We start from the raw sequence: 16,457 nt of genomic DNA, 5'->3' as shown, positions 1-16,457 counted from the left end.
CCTTCCAGCGCGAAGGCGTGCAGCCAGTCCACCTGTGGCCGCCAGGTCAACGAGGTAATGGCACCGTACTGGTCTTCGTAGGTGTCTCGTTCCTGTTGCGAGCTGGTACGCCAGTATTGAGTCCAGCGACGATCGTCGAAGGTATTGAGGTAGGTCTTGGCTGACCACGACAAGGTGTCGGCCAGGTCGGTATCGAAGTGCACGCTGACTTGGTTCATCCGCCGCGTCCCCTTGTCCGTGGCGTTGTAGTCATTGCTCATGCGCGGATGATGGCGGGCATCGTCTTCGGTCAGGTAGCCGGCCTCCTGGGCTTCGGACTCGTAGTGACGGGCAATCAGACCAAGGCGGTAGCTGCCATCGTCGGGGGTATAGAACCATTTGCCGCCGAAGCTGTAGCGCTCGGTATCGGCATGGTCACGGTAGCCATCAACCTGCTGGCGACCGAAGAAGTAGTTCTGCGTCCAGTTGCTGGTCTCGATGCCCTTGGCCAGTTGCACTTCGCGGGTGTTGAAGCTGCCGTAGCGCACGCGCGCCTTGTTGTAGTTGCCACCGGTGCGGGTGTTGATGTTGACGTTGCCGGCGATGTTGTTCAGGCCGTAGCGTGGGTCGCTGGTGCCACGCACCACTTCGATGCTGTCGATGTCCATGGGGAACACCGAGTCGATGAAGGGCATGTTGCCGTCGTTGGTGTTGCTGGGGATGCCATCGATCAGCAACTTCACGGCGTTCACTTCGCCTTCGCCATTGAAGCCGCGAAACGACAGCTTACCCGAGGTGGTGCCCTGGTTGAACTCGGTCAGCATCACCCCTGGCGCGCGGCTGAACAGTTGCCAACTGTAGATCACGGGCGTTTTTTCAAGGATATCCCCCCCCAGGATGTCCACCGAGCTGAGCACGCTGCTGGTGGCCAGCGGGCCGCTTTCGGTGCCGGTCACGTTGACCGCACCGAGGGTGAGGGTGGAGTTTTCAGCGGGCAGTGTTTCGGCAACGGCCAATGACAGGGGGCTGAGGCTGAACAAAGCGAGCACGGGCAGGACAGCGCGTGCGGTGCAACGGAACGCAGGCATGGAAGATTTCCTGGCTAGACAGTCGGGCAGGGCTGCGCACCGCAGGTCACGGGGCAGCTGTTGGCAATCAGCGACGGGTCAGGCCAGGGGAGAGGCGCGGGGGTTGAGCTTTGGCCACTGCTCGCGTGGCAGTGGCAACCTGTGGCTGTCACCGAGCAGGAGTGCATCGGGCCAGAAGCGGGGGAACAGGTGACGATAATAGTCGCTGGCCAGCAAGGCATGCCCGGCGTGTCCGCAACAGCAGTCGCCCGCCTGGTTTTTCGTTGCCGGCTGCTCGTCAAGTTGCGGCAACTCGGCCTTGAGTTGGGCCAGCAGTGACTTGGGCAGGCTCTGCGCACCGTGCAGGCTGCAGAAGCTACCGAGGATCAGTGACTGCCTATCGATGCGGGGTGTTTGCAAGGCACGGTCGAGCGGCATCGCCAGCAGGTTGAACAGCACGGCGAAGCAGGCCAGCAGATAGAAGTGTGCGCGAGCACGTGCAGCCATGAAACCCCCGAACGAATGAGGCGTGCATTAAGCCGCATCCGTTGCGGGCTGTAAAAGTTCACGGGTGCGCCCTTTTGTCGCAGCTGCGCCCGTCAGGGGGCTCAATGAGTGCGCATGCCGGCAGCCAGCATGAACAATCGGATCAGCCAGGCGAACAGGCCCAAAGCCGCGACACTGCCTGCCCAGATCAGCAGCAGCCAGGTAAGTCGGCGCCACATCGGTTGCTTCACACTGGGTGTCATCACGTTGTGCTCCTAGTGATAGCCGTCTTCATGAGTCACCTTGCCGCGGAACACGTAATAGCTCCAGAACGTGTAGCCGAGGATGATAGGCAGGATGAACAGTGTGCCTACCAGCATGAAGCCTTGGCTCTGGGGCGGCGCTGCGGCTTCCCAGATGCTGATCGACGGCGGGATGAGGTTTGGCCACAGGCTGATGCCCAGGCCGCTGTAGCCCAGGAAGATCAGTGCCAGGGTCAGCAAGAACGGCGTGTAGTGCGCGTTGCGCGCCACGGCACGTAGCAGCCCGTAGAACGTTACCAACACCAAGATCGGCACCGGCATGAACCAGAGCAGGTTGGGCATGCTGAACCAGCGGGCAGCGATTTGTGGGTAGGCCAGCGGTGTCCACAGGCTGACCACGGCGATCACTACCTGCAGTACCAGCGCCAGAGGCCTGGCAACGTCGTGCATGCGCTGCTGCAGCGCCCCTTCGGTCTTCATCACCAGCCAGGTGCAACCGAGCAGGGTGTAGGCGACTACCAGGCCTAGTCCGCAGAACAGGCTGAATGGCGTGAGCCAGTCGAGCGCGCCTCCAGCGTATTTGCGCTCGACCACCTTGATGCCTTCGATAAAGGCGCCCAGGGCAACCCCCTGGGAAAAGGTCGCGACCAGCGAGCCCCAGATGAAGGCCTTGTCCCAGAGGTGGCGCTTAGCGGGTTTGGCCTTGAAACGGAACTCGAAGGCCACGCCCCGGAAGATCAGGCCGATCAGCATCAGGATCAGCGGCAGGTAAAGCGCCTCCAGCACCACCGCGTAGGCCAGCGGAAAAGCGCCGAACAGCGCTGCACCGCCGAGGATCAGCCAGGTTTCGTTGCCGTCCCATACCGGGGCGACGGTGTTCATCATCACATCCCGGTCACGCGCGTCCTTGACGAAGGGGAAGAGCATACCGATCCCCAGGTCGAATCCATCCATCACCACATACATCATCACGCCGAAGATGATGATCACCGCCCAGATCAGTGGAAGGTCGATGCCCATTTTAGTTCACCTCTGCCTGGTAATCGTCGGCGGCGGACAGCGGCCGTGCCGGAGTATGTTGCTGGCCTGGACCGCCTGGGGTGTGTTGGTCGCCCTCGCCAGGTTTTGGTCCTTTGCGCACGAGGCGCATCATGTAGCCGAGACCGGTGCCGAACAGGGCGAAGTACACCACCACGAACGCGACCAAGGTAATGCTGAGCTGGGTGGCGTCATGGTTCGACACACCATCGGCAGTGCGCTGCAAGCCGTACACCACCCACGGCTGGCGGCCGATTTCGGTAGTGAACCAGCCGGCGAGAATGGCGATCAGTCCCGACGGCCCCATCCACAATGTCAGGTACAGGAACGGGCGCGATGTGTAGAGCGTGCCGCGCTTGCGCAGCCACAGGCTCCACAGGCCGACGAGGATCATCAGCAAGCCGAGGCCGACCATGACCCGGAACGACCAGAACACAATGGTCGAGTTGGGCCGATCCTCAGGCGGGAACTCCTTCATCGCCGGTACCTGCTTGTCCAAACTGTGGGTCAGGATCAGGCTGCCGAGGGCGGGGATCTCGATCTTGAAGCGGGTGGTTTCGGCCTTCATGTCGGGGATTCCGAACAGGATCAGCGGGGTCGGTTCACCCGGTTTGTTCTCCCAGTGGCCTTCGATCGCCGCAATTTTCACCGGTTGGTGCTTGAGGGTGTTAAGCCCATGGAAGTCGCCGATGACCGCCTGCACCGGCGCTACGATCAGGGCCATCCACATGGCCATCGACAGCATATTGCGGATAGCTGGGTTGTCACGCCCGCGCAGCAGGTGCCAGGCCGCCGAAGCGCCGACGAAGAATGCCGTGGCAACGAATGCGGCAGTGGCCATGTGCATCAGCCGGTAGGGGAATGAGGGGTTGAAGATGACTGCCAGCCAGTCCACCGGAATCACCCGGCCATCGACAATTTCATAGCCTTGGGGTGTCTGCATCCAGCTGTTGGAGGCGAGAATTCAGAAGGTCGAGACCAGCGTGCCGAGCGCGACCATCACCGTGGAGAAGAAGTGCAGGCCACGGCCGACGCGGTTCCAGCCAAACAGCATAACCCCCAGGAAGCCTGCCTCCAGGAAGAACGCGGTGAGCACTTCATAGGTCAGCAACGGGCCAGTAACGGCACCGGCAAAATCGGAGAACCTGCTCCAGTTGGTGCCGAACTGATAAGCCATGACCAGACCGGACACCACGCCCATGCCGAAATTGACGGCGAAGATTTTCGACCAGAAATGGTAGAGGTCGCGGTAGACCTGCTGGTCCGTTCGCAGCCACAGGCCTTCGAGCACGGCCAGGTAACTGGCAAGGCCGATGGTGATGGCGGGGAACAGGATATGGAAGGAAACGGTGAAGGCGAACTGGATTCGAGCCAGGTCTAGCGCCTCGAGCACGCTCATGATGAAGGAGCCTCACAGGGTGGCGCACCTTGGCGCCGTTTTCGGGAAGCAGAGCCCGGGTCCTGGCCGGCTCAGCGTTGCTGTCTGGGGAAAAATTGCACTGGCCATTGCGATGGCGGCGCCACTTTAAGGACGGTGGCGGGTACGACCAACTGCGACAATCTGTCCCTGAGGGGCACCCGCGCGGGTGAATCGAGGCCAGTTAAGTGGGGTGTGACGGCTTGTCGCAGAGAGGACAGGCCGAGGTTGGTGCTTCTGCGGGGCCGGTTTCGATGCTAAAGTTGCCGCCCATGAACTGCCTGCCTTCACACCGTCCCCTCATTGCCTGGGCACTGTACTTCTGTGTCCTGTTCAATGTACTTGGCTGTGGCCTTGCCCACGGGCAGGCATTGGGATTGGCGCTGAATGGATTCGGCGGTGCGTTCTGCAGCCTCGGGGGCGATACGGGCCTGCTGAAAGCCAAGCAGGACAACGCCTTGGCGGGCGACCTGAGCATCCCCTTCAGTTGCCCGATCGGGGCGGCGGCCTTTCTAACGCTGGTTTTCCTGATTGCCGTCGCCTGGCTGCTGGCCAGCCGTGAGCGCCGGCCATTACCGCGCGAAATCCGCAGCCAGGCGCCGCCGCGTTATTGCTGGCCCTCGTCCAACCCTCGCGCTTCACCTCTCTGACGCTACCGGCGCCTTGGCGCCCTGGCGGGCCTCTGCCTGCCCTAAGCACACCGGACCGGCAGTGCATGCCTTGCATGTAACTCCTGGCTGGTTTGACCGTCGTTGGAGAGAGCCCCTCATGACCTGTCGAATCTCCACGCCCGCGCTACCTGGCGAGGCGTGAACATGCGCCGTTGCGGCCTGCGCGCACGTACCTGGGACAACCTCTGGGTCGCCGCGCTGCTAGCGATGCTGCTCAAGGTGCTGGCATTGCCGATGGCCAGCACCCTGGGCGACCTGAGCCTGCAGCAATTGCTGGCGGGCAGCTACTGCTCGTCGGGCGGCGTACAGCCGGCGATTCCGGACAAGGATGGCAACCTAAGCCCGAAAACGGCCGACCCCGGACATTGCTGCTGCGCCCAGGGCGGCCCGGCACCCACGCCTGCTGCATTGGTCCTTGCAGGCTTTGTCTTGCCTGCGCTGCCTGTCGACCGCCAACCGGCTGTTGCGCTGCGTTCGCCCCGGCACCGCTGGCCGTCGATCAACCCCCGTGCCTCCCCGACGGCGATCGCCTGACCTGTAAGGACCCAGGCCGCACCCGCGCAAGGCGGGGTGTCGGCCTGCCGATGGCTAGCCGTACCCAGGAGCACACGATGTCTCGTACCCTGACCGCTTCAGCGTTGCTGGAGCCTTCCACTCGTCCGTCGCGCAGCGGCGACTTTCTGTTGCCGTTTCCCGACTACCCCTGCAATGCCCGCAGCTTCGTCAACCTTGATGCACGCCTGCTGCCTTACTGGCACACGCTGTTCGATGTCTGCCCAGGGCTGCTCAAGCTTGATCCGCCAGAAGGCCTGGAGTTGTTCCGACGATTCATGACCTGGGCATACCGGCACCATCCGGCGCTGGACTGGACCTACTACATCAGCGTTTGCCGTTGGTTACTGAACTCTCCTTACCAGGCACGGGTGACGGAGGAGCATATCGAAGCCTTCATGGTGGCTGCAGCGGCGCTGTGGGTGGCAACTGACGTGTCTCAGGCCCGTGGCCTGGTGCTGGCCTGGCAACCGATGGGCGAACGGGTGGTGGAGTGGAAAACCGGCGTGCGCCCGGCGCTGCCAGCGCCCCAGGCCGATGAAGACTTGCCGCCACCCCCGTGGGAATTTTCCTGGAGCCCGTTGAGCGCCAAGGGCGCGAGCAGCTTCCGGCGTTGGTTGCCGGTGCCCGGCTAAGCCAGGCCAGGACCTGGGCGGCAATACGCCGCCCGTTTCCCACTTCACTGAATACCTAGCGAGATACTGACGATGGACGTACTCCAAGCCATGCGCGCGTTCAGTTGCGTGGTTCAGGCCGGCAGCCTGACCGGCGCGGCCGAATGCCTGGACACCACGACTGCCAGCGTTTCCCGGATGCTCTCCAACTTGGAAGCGCACTTGCATATTCGTTTGCTCAACCGCACCACCCGCCGCATCGCCCTGACCGAAGCCGGCAATCGTTACCTGAAACGCTGCCGTGTGATCCTCGAACTGGTGGATACGGCGGAGCGCGAGATACACCGCACGCTGGATTTGCCCGCCAACGGGCTGTCTCGCACGGGAGCAGGCTCAGCACTGCAAATGGGTGCTTGCTAGTCCGGCAAGTCGTCGCCGCTGGCCAGCGGACGTACCGGTGCATCGACCTTGACCGAGGTTTCGTTGCCGTTTTCATCGACAACGGTCAGGGTCAGCGGCACCGTGGCGCCTTCCTTGATCTGCTCTTTGGGGTTGATCAGCATGATGTGGTAGCCGTGGGTGTCGAGTATCACTGGCTGGCCGGCGGGCAACTCAAGGCTCGCCAATGGCTTCATGGTCATGACACCGTCCTTCATGGACATCTCGTGCAGTTCCGTCTTGGCGGCCACGGGAGAGTTGACCCGAACGAGTTTGACGTCCTCGTTGGCGGTAAGGCGCATGAAAGCACCCGTAGCAGGCTGGTTGGGCACCGTGGCCCTGACCCAGGGGTCTTCAACCTTGACTTCGACCTGGGCCAGGGCGGTGCTGGCGAAGCTCGTCAATAACACGTCCAACAGCAATCCATTGGCTTTGCGCAAGCCTTTGAACATGAAAGGTTTCATTGGCAGCTCCTTGTTTGATTGGTCGCGGCAGCCTTCGTTGTCGAGGCTGCCTGGCCATTTAGCATAGTCGCTGCTGTATCGGGCGGCGGCCGGGGCAATGCCGGTACGCTGCGGTGCGACAGGCTGCCGCAGTTTTCCCTGCGCCACTGCTGGGCGCCCGTGGAGCCAATGCTTACCACTCACTGCGACGGGCTGTCGCAGTGGGGAGCGCCGCAGGCAACGCCTAGCATGGGCAGAGCCTGCTTTGCCGTTGTCCCATCCACGCTGCACGGCAGGCAACCCACAGCGGCCCTTCTTCGGATGAGTTGCTTTTTTTTCAGGCTGGGAGAGCCGTCATGGACCACGAACTGCTGAAAATCGTCTGGTGGTTATTGATTGGCGTGATGCTGATCGGTTTTGTGCTGGGCGAAAGTCTGGACATGGGCGCACGGGTGCTGGTGCCGTGGCTATCGGGGCAAGGTGCCGAACCGCTGCAGTCGTCTGCGGCCGCGCCTCAGCCTATCAACCTGCTGTGGTTGCTGGCCCTGGGATCCACGCTTGCGCTGGTCTGGCCATCGCTCGGTGGCCTGGCCTGCCTGATGACAGGCTTGGTGAGCCTGCTGATACTGCTGCGCCGATCTGCCTGGCAAGCCGCCCGACCGCGCCAAACCTGCAGAGTGCTGGCAATCGGCCTTCTGCCGGCAGCTCTGTTGGGGGGCATGCTGGGCAACTTGCTCCTTGGGTTGCCATTCAGTCGCTGTGGTCAGGCGGGTATGCAGTTTCACGGCTCTTTGGCCGGTCTCTTCAGTCCGTTCGCCTTGCTTTCAGGTGTCGTGAGCCTGGCGATGGTCTGCCAGTGTGGCGCTACCTGGGTGATGCAGCGTGGTGGCCACTCCCTGTATCAGCCAGCAAGCCGGGTTGCAGGCGTTGCGGGCGTGATGTTCCTGGCCAGTTTCATCGTGGCTGCGATAGGGCTGGCAGCGAACGCGCGCGGTTACAGCTTGTGGGCCGTGGAGCGTCCGGCCACCTTGTGCGGGCCTGGCGCGTTCGTGGTGCTGGCCAACAATCCAGGTTGGCTGGCCAATTTTCAGGCCTGGCCTGCAGCCGGCCTGGCACCAGTGCTGGCCTTGTCTGGCACGCTCATGAGCCTGTTCGCCTGCACCCATGCCCGGCCTCGCATGGCGCTGTTGGGCAGTGGCCTGACAGTAGGTGCAACGCTGTGCAGCGTAGGGCTGGCGTTGTTCCCCTTCATCTTGCCTTCCAGCGTGCAACCGTCTGCCAGCATGACCCTATGGAGCGCGGCCAGTGACGACAGAACCTTGGGTACACTGCTGATTCTCGCCAGTGTACTGCTCCCGATGTTGCTGGCGTATACCCTGGCTGCCAGCCTCAAGGGCTCGCACCTGCTGATCGAGTCCCGGCCGCTTGGTCTTGGCTTCAAAGCGAGTTGAGAAACGACAGCAGCGCCATGCGCCTGCCTTGATCCATGGCAATCACGGCATCGCGTGAGTCACGTGCTTCACCGTCATGCCACAAAATGGCCTCCAGCACATCCCGAGCCCGGCCATCGTGCAGGAACTGGGTATGCCCGCTGACCCTTGCTGTCAGCCCCAGCCCCCAAAGTGGCGGCGTACGCCATTGGCGGCCGTTGGCGCGAAATTCCTCACGGTGGTCGGCCAGCCCTTCGCCCATGTCGTGCAGCAACAGGTCGGTGTACGGAAAGATGTGTTGCTGACTCAACTCTGGCAAAGCGTGCTCACCCGTGACGTAGGAGGACCGATGGCAGGCAGCACAGCCTGCCGCATGGAACACGGCTTTGCCCTCCAGCACCCGCGGTGTGTCGCTATCACGGCGGGCCGGTACACCCAGGGTACGGGTATAGAACAGTACCTGTTCACGAACCCTGTCGCTGACCTCCGGCGCGCCGCCCTGGGGGGGCTTGCGGCAGGCTGACTGCCGTTCGGTGCAGTCATCGCTCGGCAGCAGGCTGCTGGTCAGGCCCATATCACCGGCGAAGGCGTGGGCGTTTTGCTGATCGAGCGTAGGCTGACCGGCTTTCCAGCCGAAGCGCCCCATGCGGGTCTGCTGGCGCAGTTCGTCCCACACCTGGTTGAGCTGCCCATGCACCAGGCCACCTTCGCGAGCCTGGCGGGCTGCGTTCTGCTCCAGGTCGCTGTCGCGTATCGCTTCGAGCAAGCCCAGGCCGATCATGGGTGGCGCCACCCGTAACGACATCTGCGTCTGTGGGTGCAATGGGCCGTAACCCAACTGGCCAGTGGTGAACACTGGCTGACGCAAGGTGATTTGCTCGCCGTCGGCAAGGGTGACGACCCGAGCCTGGTAATGCAGTTTCACCCGGCCCTCGGGAGCATGGCCGTCGATGGCAGCATCCTGCAACTGGCCACCGTAGGTCGGCTCGGGAATGATGCCAAGGCGCTCGATCAGCGCTGCCTGATCGGGAGGCGCCGGTATGGACAGGCGCACCAGCGAAGACAGAGCTGGCGCATCGCTGCCTTCGGCCGGCGGGAAACCACGGCCATCCTTGATATGGCAGCTTTGGCAGGAGTCGGTGTTGAACAAAGGCCCCAATCCGATCCGACCACCTTGCTTGCCGTCGGCGCGGGCTGCATGCCAGTTGCCACGGAAGAAAGCATTACCGACAAAGAAGTCCATGCGCCTGGACGGACTGAGGTTCGCCGCGGGCATCGAGAAGGCATCCTTGTCGAACCGTTGGACGGTGGTGGCGCCTCCGGCGAGGTGCTCGCCAGGTTCCGGTCGGGCGTTCGGGTCGCCACAGCCAGCCAGCAAGCCGGCCAGTGTTGCCGTGAGCAGGTAGAGGTTGCGCATGTGTCTACTCGCGATGATGCAGGATTGAGTGCGATGGCTGCGCACTGGAAGACGGTGCGGCAGACTAGCAAGAGGGGCTTGGTTTGCCTGGTGCGACAACCTGCCGCGGGCCTGCGCGACCTTGTCGAATGAGCCTGGTTGCCTGTAGGGTGTGGCACAGTGCCGCAGTGAGGGTACGGTGCATGTCCAACAAGGAGTGAGCAATGCAGCGACGTGAAATACTCAAGACCGTTGCCGGCGCGGTGGCGGTGGCCATGGTGGCGCCGGCGTTGGCCGCGACTGAAGGCCACGAACACCACCATGATCATGGCGGCGGCAAGCCGTTTGCAGGCGTGATCGACACTAGCAGTGATTGCCTGAAAACCGGGGAGGCCTGCCTGGCGCATTGCCTGGTGCTGTTGGGGCAGGGTGACAAGGAAATGGCGGGCTGTGCCCAGTCAGTCAATGAGCTGCTGGCGACCTGTACAGCCTTGATGAAGCTGGCCGTGCAAGGTTCCAGCTTCACACCCGCCATGGCCAGGATGGCGGCCGATGTGTGTGCCAGTTGTGAAAACGAATGCCGCAAGCACGCAGACCAGCACGCTGAATGCAAGGCATGCGCAGATGCCTGTGCCGATTGCTTGAAGGCCTGCAAGGCAATCACTGCCTGACCATTGCCTGCAGCATTTCCTCGAAAGGGTGCCGCTGTGACACACAAGCCGGGCTTGAAAAGCCCCGGCCTGTTCATTAGTGATTTCCGTGGGCAGCGTCCTTGTCGACCTTGACCACGCCCTGGAACAGCGCGAATTGCTTGACCCGCTCGGTTGGCTGTTCACTTTCGGCCTGGCGCACGGCCTGGCTCAGCCGGTCCGCGTCCTGATCGCCGAGCCCCGCGCTGCGCAGGGTAGCTGGGTCGAGCAACGAATCGCCGGCGCACAACACCACCCGCCAGCCATGAGGTCCCTTTCGAAGCAGCGCGCGGCCGCCGCGCTGGTCCTGCAGCCAGCCGGCCACCGCATGGTCGCCTTCGACAGTCACCGGGCCGACGTCCAGCGGTGCGTCGGGGCGTTCGAAGTTGTGCCGCATCAGTTGCTGGATGCTCTGTTGCTCGCTGGCGGTGTCGGCCATGGCCAGCAGCGGGCTGCAGGCCAGCAGCAAGGCAAGGATCGGTGCTTTCATCTGCGTTTTCCTTTATGAGGCTGCCGACGACTGTCGGCAGCGACCGGTGAGGGCTCAGAAGCCCATCTTCACACCCAACTGCGCCGAAGTGCCGGGCATCGGGTAGTTGGTACGGTAGGCGTAGTCGCGGTCGAACAGGTTCTCCACGGCGACGAACACTTCGCCAACCTTACCCAGCGCCGGCACGGCATAGCCCACGCGCATGTTGACCACGGTGAAGCTGTCGACCTTGGAGAAGTTGCTGGCGCCGGCGGTGCGCTCTTCGGCCAGTACGTACATGTCCTTCTGGTACTGCGCGTCTGCCGACAGGCGCCAGCGGCCGATCTCGTAGGTGCTGCCCAACGATAGCGACTTCTGCGGCGCATAGGGCAGGGTCTTGAGCGACGGGTCGAGCCAGGTGAAACCGACGAAGCTGCTCCAGTTGCTGGTCCAGCGCTGCTGCCAGGTGGCTTCGGCGCCCTTGATGTCGTAGTCGCCCAGGTTGATGTAGGACGGGCTCGACACGGTCGGCGGGAAGGCGAACAGGTAGCGGTCCTGCAGCTTGTCCTTGAACACCGCCAGGTCGAGGGTGGCGCTGTCGATCGGGTTGAAGCGCACGCCCAGTTCCTGATGGTCGAGCTTTTCGGGCTTGAGGTCTTTCCAGGTTTCGCCAAGCGCCGGGATCAGGCTCGACATCACCGAGGCCTCCAGGCCCGGATAGTTGATGCCGCGCGAGGCATTGGCGCGGAACTCGACATTGTCCGACGACAGCAGCAGCCCGGCGTGGGGTGCGGTGGCGCTTTCGAAGACGTTGTGTTCGTAGGTGCGCACGCCCGCCGATGGTGTCAGGGTCCAGCGGTCGTTGAGGGCGAAGCATGGCTGACGGCGATATGCGGTGAGGTCACGCGCAGCGTAGGGGCGTCGAACTTCGCCTGCGGCGCTGGGGCAATGCGCTTGAAGTGCACTTCACCCTTGCTTTCGTCGACGTCCAGGCCCAAGGCCACTTCGCCGCCTTGCCAAGGGCGCAGTTGCTCTTCCCAGCGAATGCCCTGAAGGGTGAAGTCGCTGATGGTGTCGCCGTCCAGGCCGGTCTGGTCAAGGGCGGAACCACGGCCCTCGTTATGGTAGAGCTTGAGGCTGCCATTACCCCAATCATGCTCGTGGGCCACAGACAGCGAGGTCAGGGTACCACGGGTGTTGAATTCGCCGTTCTTGGTCTCTGGCAGGCCTTTCTGGCCGGGATCGGAGACCTGGTTGTTGGCGTGCAGCACCAGCAAGCCGGTGCTCCAGTTGTCGTTCAGGCGGTAGCCCAGGCGTGCCATACCGTTATTCAGGCGGCCGTCGCCATCGCTGCGGTCGCCGTCCGAGTGGGCGGCGCCTTGGGCCAGCAGGTAGTCGAAGTTTCCCTCGCGGCCGATCAGGCTGGCCTGTTCGGTGGCGGTACGGAAGCTGCCACCGGTCAGTTGCAGTTCGCCGTGGTGGTTGTCGCCTTGTTCCGCCACCTTGGGTGTGAGATCGATGGCGGCGAAGGTGTTGCCGAACTTCTGCGGCTGCGGGCCCTTGTACACGCTGATGCTTTGCATGGCATTGATCGGCAGCAGGTCCAGCAGCGGGTGGCCCCACACCCCCATGTAGAACGGCACACCGTCGATGTAGTTCTTGATCTCGCTGCCCGGGCGGCTAGCACCCATACCGCGGATGTACACGGCGCCACCTTCGGCGCCGCCGAACGAACCGACCGGGTTGAAGCGCGATACGACCACGCCAGGGGTGCGGCGCAGGGCGGAGGACAGGTCAAGGGCGTTGAGGTCGCGAATCTGCTCCTGGCCGACCACGGTGGTCAGGCTGCCGAAGCTGTCAACGTTGTTCTGGTCGATGACCGAAGTGCCGACCACCGTGGTTTCGGGCAGCTCCACGCTGTCGGTCTGGGCCAGTGCGGTACCACTGGAAAAGGCAAGTGCGGCGGCGCAGCAAAGCGTCTTGTTCTTCATGCTCTGGGTGTTCCGGTTGCGATAAGTCGAGGCGGGCCAGCCCCGCGCGCATGGCGGCATCCCCAGGTGCATAGAGCCAAGGGCGTGGGGCGGGTCAGGGACAACGGATCAGGCCAGAGCAGGCGAGGCGCGGGGGTTGGCTGCGGGCCACAGGCGCCGGGGCCAGGCTGCCGGGGCAGCGGGCAGGCGGTCATCGAGCGCAGCGTGTGCGAACGGCAGGTCTGGCAGCAGGGGCGTGAACGCCAGGCCCGCGTGGCTGCACAGTGGACAATCGAGCGTGGTATTGGAGGCCAGGTTCTCGCCTAGCCATTGTTCGAAACCGATGGGGCCAGGCGGCGCACCAGCGTGGCCGCAGAAGGCGCTGCCGGCGCCATTGAGCGCCAAACCGGTGGCCTGACCGTGGCCGATGCCACAGTGCAGCACGGCGAACAGCACGCTGGCGTAGAGTATCCAGGCGAAGGCGTGGCGACGTCCTGCTGCTCGGTGCATATCCTTTGCTCGATGGCCGCTACGGTTGAATGGGCGAAGCGCGAGTCTAGCAACGCTGCTCGATTGCGCAGGGTGCGACAGTCTGCCACGCCCTGCCGAGGTGACTATTGTTTCGTCACCGCCTGGCGATGGGTGTGGCGGATTGTCGCAGAAGAGTCTAGAGAGCCTTGTGCGGATTGCCAGGCCAGAATGGCAGTCGGTATCCGCCCACCTCCAACGCCACGGATCCGGTGCATGAACCACCCCCCGACACGACGCGCTTTCATTGCCTGGGCCTTGTACTTCAGTGTGCTGTTCAACGTGTTCTCCTGTGGCTTGGGCCATGGGCAGATGCTCGGGTTGGCGCTCAACGGCATCGGCGGGCAGTTCTGCTCGCTCGGCAGCGACACCTCGGCGCTGGCCGCCAAGGACCTTTCGGCCTTGCCCGACAGTGGGCTGGCAACGCCGTTCAGCTGCCCGCTCTGCGCGGCGGGCTTCATCCACCTAGTGTTCCTGGTTGCACTGGCCTGGCTGCTGTCGAACATCGACCGGCGCGCTTTCGCCCGCGCGCCCCTCGGGCATGCGCCGCCTCGCTATTGCTGGCCGTCCTCCAATCCTCGCGCCTCTCCCCGCTGAACCTCACTGCGCCGCACGGACCTGTGGCCGTGTGCGCGTCTGCGGCCCATGGCAAAGGGTACAGGGCCGAAGAGGTGGCTTGCGGGCTTAACGCGCAAGCCGTTAGCCAGCGGAGCGGGTGGCGGGCCAGCAAGGTCGCACGTCGCTTCATGGAGGAGTGCCGGCGATGGACGCTACCTTGCAAGTGGCGAATGAAACGCGTGGCATACGCTAGCGTCGAGCTGTGCCGCGTTGCCCCGGATGCCCCGTTGCAGCGCCTGCGCGCCGTGCCGGCGAGCGCGCCACAAACACTGGCCATCGAGGACGACCTGCTGCTGTTGCGCCTCGATGCCAGCCACTCGGGCACCGGCGTGCAGCGCACCTGCGAACTGCTCGGCGGGCCGCTGCTGTGCCTGACGTTCCTGGAGCAGGGCCATGTGCAGTACGCCGACCGCAAAGGCCGCTGTTGGCGTTTCGAGGCGGGGCAGAGCATCGCCCAGTTGCTGCACGCGCCACCGCAGGCCAGTCGCTTTCAGTTCGGCAGGGGCGCTTGTGGTCTGCACCTGCTCGTCGGTGAACACACCTTGCGCCGTTACTTGGGTGAGCAGCAGGCCTGGCGCCTGCTGCATTGCCAGGGCGAGGCGCCGCTGCTGCAGCATGCTACCAGCCGTGATGCGTGTAGCCACGTCCAGGCCCTGGCCACGCGCCTGGCGCAGGGGCAATGCGCGCCACTGGACACCCACTTGCATGTGCTGAACCTGTTGAGCCATCCCCTGCGCCAGCTGGCCGTGTCGTCGCAGGCCACGCTGCTGTTGCCTGCTGCTCAGGTCAAGCGCCTGGAGCAAGCCCGGCAACTGTTGCACGACGAACTCGACCAGCCCCTGACCGTTGCGTTGCTGTGTCGCCGTGTCGGCCTCAGTGCGGCGAAGCTCAAGCAGGGCTTTCATGCGCTGTTCGACACCACGCCTTATCGCATGCTGCTGGAGCTGCGCATGCGGCGCGCGCATGTCTTGCTTCAAGAGGGCTGCCAGGTCGCCCAGGTGGCTTACCGGGTTGGCTACAGCCACCCCAGCAATTTCAGCGCGGCCTTCAGTGGCTATTTCGGCTTTGCGCCCAAGGAGGTCGGCAAGCGCGGCGCCGTGCCGACGTAATCCATACGTATCAGAACGCAATTCATATGAATCCAAGCCGCCAACGGTTGGGCGCGCCAGGTGGGCTGGCGAACAATGGGCAGGCCCTAAGCCAAGGAGCTTCATGATGATACTTCCCGCACTGGTTGATGCCTGCGCCCAACTGAGCAGCGAAGAGATTTCCCGCTACAGCCGCCACCTTTTGATTCCCGACGTCGGGCTCGACGGCCAGCGCCGACTCAAGAGCAGCAAGGTGCTGGTCATCGGCGCCGGCGGGCTTGGCTCGCCGACTTTGCTGTACCTGGCGGCCGCTGGCGTCGGCACGCTCGGTATCGTCGATTTCGACGTGGTCGAGGCGTCCAACCTCCAACGCCAGGTGATCCACCGCCAGTCCACCCTGGGCCAGGCCAAGAGCGACAGCGCCGCCCAGGCCATCGACGACCTCAACCCCTTCGTCAACGTGCGCCGACACACCCTGCGCCTGGAACCGGAGAATGCCTTGGCGTTGTTCGCCGAGTACGACCTGATCCTCGACGGCACCGATAACTTCGCCACCCGTTATCTGGTCAACGACGCCTGCGTGCTGGCCGGCAAACCCTATGTCTGGGGTTCGATCTTCCGTTTCGAGGGCCAGGTCTCGGTGTTCTGGGAACAGGCGCCGGGCGGCGCGGGCCTCAATTACCGCGACCTTTACCCTGAACCGCCACCACCGGAGTTGGCACCGTCCTGCTCGGAAGGTGGGGTGCTGGGCATCCTCTGCGCGTCGATCGGCTCGATCATGGCCACCGAGGCGATCAAGCTGATCACTGGCATCGGCGACACGCTCCTGGGCCGCCTGATGGTCTATGACGCTCTGGACATGAGTTACCGCCAGATCCGCCTGCGCCGCGCACCGGACCGGCGGGCCATTACCCGACTGGAGGACTACCAGGCCTTCTGCGGCGGTGTACCGCAAGCCCCGGTGACGGTGCCACAGGTCAGTGCCATGGAACTGAGCCGGCTGATGCGCGAAGACCCGGCCGTGGTCCTGATCGATGTGCGTGAACAGACCGAATGGGACATCGCACACATCCAGGGCGCACGCCTGATGCCCAAGACCGACCAGTTGGCCGGGCAGCTCAAGGCCCTTTACGCCAGCGATACGCCCCTGGTCGTGCATTGCAAGTCCGGCGCCCGTTCCCGGGCGGTAGTCCTGCAATTGCAGGCACTGGATTTTACCCAGGTGCAGAACCTGCAAGGCGGCATCCTGGCCTGGATCGATGACGTCGAACCCGATCTGCCGCGGTACTGAAAGGAAGGAG

General features: G+C 63.6%; 18 protein-coding genes and 2 pseudogenes. 9 read left to right on the top strand and 11 right to left on the bottom strand.

Annotated features, from left to right (window positions below; translation table 11 throughout):
• The 5 genes and pseudogenes from G1E_RS11615 to G1E_RS11600 all read right to left on the bottom strand — a co-directional run.
• Positions 1-1,067, bottom strand: a 1,067-nt coding sequence (locus G1E_RS11615; RefSeq protein WP_047149828.1) for a TonB-dependent receptor, incomplete at its 3' end; no start/stop codon positions are given.
• A 78-nt stretch (positions 1,068-1,145) separates the two neighbouring features.
• Complete coding sequence (locus G1E_RS11610) at positions 1,146-1,553, bottom strand: DUF2946 family protein (RefSeq protein WP_009686861.1); 408 nt, start codon at positions 1,551-1,553, stop codon at positions 1,146-1,148.
• Between the two features lie 101 nt (positions 1,554-1,654).
• A complete protein-coding gene (locus G1E_RS27515) occupies positions 1,655-1,795 on the bottom strand; it encodes a DUF2474 domain-containing protein (RefSeq protein WP_009686860.1) in 141 nt (46 codons plus the stop codon).
• A gap of 12 nt (positions 1,796-1,807) precedes the next feature.
• Positions 1,808-2,815, bottom strand: a complete 1,008-nt coding sequence (cydB, locus tag G1E_RS11605; protein ID WP_009686859.1) for a cytochrome d ubiquinol oxidase subunit II — start codon at positions 2,813-2,815, stop codon at positions 1,808-1,810.
• A 1-nt stretch (position 2,816) separates the two neighbouring features.
• Positions 2,817-4,232: pseudogene (locus tag G1E_RS11600) on the bottom strand (cytochrome ubiquinol oxidase subunit I).
• 290 nt (positions 4,233-4,522) lie between these two features.
• Here G1E_RS11600 and G1E_RS11595 point away from each other — a divergent pair.
• The 4 genes and pseudogenes from G1E_RS11595 to G1E_RS11580 all read left to right on the top strand — a co-directional run.
• A complete protein-coding gene (locus G1E_RS11595; RefSeq protein ID WP_009686857.1) occupies positions 4,523-4,900 on the top strand; it encodes a DUF2946 family protein in 378 nt (125 codons plus the stop codon).
• Between the two features lie 165 nt (positions 4,901-5,065).
• Positions 5,066-5,455 carry a DUF2946 family protein gene (locus G1E_RS11590; protein ID WP_009686856.1) on the top strand — a complete coding sequence of 130 codons (390 nt, stop codon included), beginning with the start codon at positions 5,066-5,068 and terminating at the stop codon, positions 5,453-5,455.
• Between the two features lie 77 nt (positions 5,456-5,532).
• Entirely contained in the window at positions 5,533-6,108 is a 576-nt protein-coding gene (locus G1E_RS11585) for a putative natural product biosynthesis protein (RefSeq protein ID WP_009686855.1), read from the top strand.
• Between the two features lie 72 nt (positions 6,109-6,180).
• Positions 6,181-6,480: pseudogene (locus G1E_RS11580) on the top strand (LysR family transcriptional regulator); the annotation flags it as partial.
• Positions 6,481-6,503: 23 nt separating this feature from the next.
• On the opposite strand, the gene G1E_RS11575 reads toward G1E_RS11580, so the two are convergent.
• Entirely contained in the window at positions 6,504-6,989 is a 486-nt protein-coding gene (locus tag G1E_RS11575) for a copper chaperone PCu(A)C (protein WP_084728199.1), read from the bottom strand.
• A gap of 335 nt (positions 6,990-7,324) precedes the next feature.
• Here G1E_RS11575 and cydB (G1E_RS11570) point away from each other — a divergent pair, with 335 nt between their 5' ends.
• Positions 7,325-8,419, top strand: a complete 1,095-nt coding sequence (cydB, locus tag G1E_RS11570) for a cytochrome d ubiquinol oxidase subunit II (RefSeq protein WP_009686852.1) — start codon at positions 7,325-7,327, stop codon at positions 8,417-8,419.
• Here the strand turns inward: cydB (G1E_RS11570) and G1E_RS11565 are convergent.
• The gene (locus tag G1E_RS11565) at positions 8,406-9,815 is read right to left on the bottom strand and encodes a di-heme oxidoredictase family protein (RefSeq protein ID WP_009686851.1); all 1,410 of its coding nucleotides are present in this window, start codon (positions 9,813-9,815) and stop codon (positions 8,406-8,408) included. The genes cydB (G1E_RS11570) and G1E_RS11565 overlap by 14 nt on opposite strands.
• Positions 9,816-10,018: 203 nt before the next feature.
• On the opposite strand from G1E_RS11565, the gene G1E_RS11560 reads away from it, so the two are divergent.
• A complete protein-coding gene (locus G1E_RS11560) occupies positions 10,019-10,465 on the top strand; it encodes a four-helix bundle copper-binding protein (protein ID WP_009686850.1) in 447 nt (148 codons plus the stop codon).
• 76 nt (positions 10,466-10,541) lie between these two features.
• On the opposite strand, the gene G1E_RS11555 is transcribed toward G1E_RS11560, so the two are convergent.
• The 4 genes from G1E_RS11555 to G1E_RS11545 all read right to left on the bottom strand — a co-directional run bounded on the left by G1E_RS11555 (position 10,542) and on the right by G1E_RS11545 (position 13,432).
• Entirely contained in the window at positions 10,542-10,973 is a 432-nt protein-coding gene (locus tag G1E_RS11555) for a copper uptake system-associated protein (RefSeq protein ID WP_009686849.1), read from the bottom strand.
• A 54-nt stretch (positions 10,974-11,027) separates the two neighbouring features.
• Entirely contained in the window at positions 11,028-11,783 is a 756-nt protein-coding gene (locus G1E_RS29430; RefSeq protein ID WP_256220441.1) for a TonB-dependent receptor domain-containing protein, read from the bottom strand.
• 14 nt (positions 11,784-11,797) lie between these two features.
• Positions 11,798-12,943, bottom strand: coding sequence for a TonB-dependent receptor (locus G1E_RS29425; RefSeq protein ID WP_256220440.1), 1,146 nt, complete (start codon positions 12,941-12,943; stop codon positions 11,798-11,800).
• A gap of 108 nt (positions 12,944-13,051) precedes the next feature.
• A complete protein-coding gene (locus tag G1E_RS11545; RefSeq protein ID WP_009686848.1) occupies positions 13,052-13,432 on the bottom strand; it encodes a DUF2946 family protein in 381 nt (126 codons plus the stop codon).
• Positions 13,433-13,666: 234 nt separating this feature from the next.
• Between G1E_RS11545 and G1E_RS11540 the strand changes: the two genes are divergently transcribed.
• From G1E_RS11540 to moeB, 3 genes are all read left to right on the top strand, one after another.
• Entirely contained in the window at positions 13,667-14,047 is a 381-nt protein-coding gene (locus G1E_RS11540) for a DUF2946 domain-containing protein (RefSeq protein WP_009686847.1), read from the top strand.
• 200 nt (positions 14,048-14,247) lie between these two features.
• Positions 14,248-15,177, top strand: coding sequence for an AraC family transcriptional regulator (locus G1E_RS11535; RefSeq protein WP_175442615.1), 930 nt, complete (start codon positions 14,248-14,250; stop codon positions 15,175-15,177).
• A gap of 106 nt (positions 15,178-15,283) precedes the next feature.
• Positions 15,284-16,447, top strand: a complete 1,164-nt coding sequence (gene moeB / locus G1E_RS11530) for a molybdopterin-synthase adenylyltransferase MoeB (protein ID WP_009686845.1) — start codon at positions 15,284-15,286, stop codon at positions 16,445-16,447.
• Positions 16,448-16,457: the final 10 nt, after the last annotated feature.

This window comes from Pseudomonas sp. TJI-51 (assembly GCF_000190455.2).
GTDB classification, from domain to species: domain Bacteria; phylum Pseudomonadota; class Gammaproteobacteria; order Pseudomonadales; family Pseudomonadaceae; genus Aquipseudomonas; species Aquipseudomonas juntendi.
The sequence above is the reverse complement of the archived record's forward strand: the minus strand, read 5'-3'. Positions and strand labels throughout refer to the sequence as shown.